1 protein-coding gene is annotated in these 691 nt (G+C 41.4%); it reads left to right on the top strand.

The genetic code is table 11. The features are described 5' to 3' along the window. Window positions 1-342 precede the first annotated feature (342 nt). The coding region (locus tag B5F88_RS19895; protein ID WP_140402244.1) for a hypothetical protein at window positions 343-691 on the top strand (349 nt) is incomplete at its 3' end.

Below are 691 nucleotides of genomic sequence, written 5' to 3'. Positions count from 1 at the left end.
GGAACGAACAAACATAGACTGATGCTATATGTAACACTAATGATAAGAAGATAGCACAGTGTATGGGTACTGGCATAGACAATGTGATAATCTATGCAATTAGTAATAAATTGAGTAATAGATAATAGATACTCTATTTATAATCTGCACACCCAATATATTGAGGTGTGCAGATTTGTTTTTATGATATACCATAGCTATTTACGACATACTCACCAATCCGAATATAAATACTCCAGCTATTTCGTCAGCAGACGCCGGGGATGGGTCAGCGTTATAGTTTAGTTGTGGTTGAGAGATATGGCTTGACCAAATTAAAGATAGTAAAAGGAGTAATTGAGTATGAATAATAAAGCTAATAATAAGAGATTTGTGATTAACCGTGTAGACCTGGGCCAGCGGACTACAGGCTATGAGGTATTTAATGCTGGCGTGAATGGTGGGGAGGTCGTGGGCATGACCACCAAGCAGTTAAAGGATGCTGTTGCAGCTGGTCAGGTTTACGGTGTACTCATGGCTGGTGAGGAGTTGGTGCTGGATGAAGCCAAAGGGTTTCATTCCATCATGGTCAAAACTGGTATTGGTACTCTGACCAGCACCGACCCTGAGGCAGTAGCTAACATGGTCTATACAGTGTATGACCGTCAGGGAGACAATTTTAAAGTGGTGTCCTCCCGGTTTGGTAGATTGA

This window comes from Flavonifractor sp. An306 (assembly GCF_002159455.1).
GTDB lineage: Bacteria > Bacillota > Clostridia > Oscillospirales > Oscillospiraceae > Flavonifractor.
The sequence above is the reverse complement of the archived record's forward strand: the minus strand, read 5'-3'. Positions and strand labels throughout refer to the sequence as shown.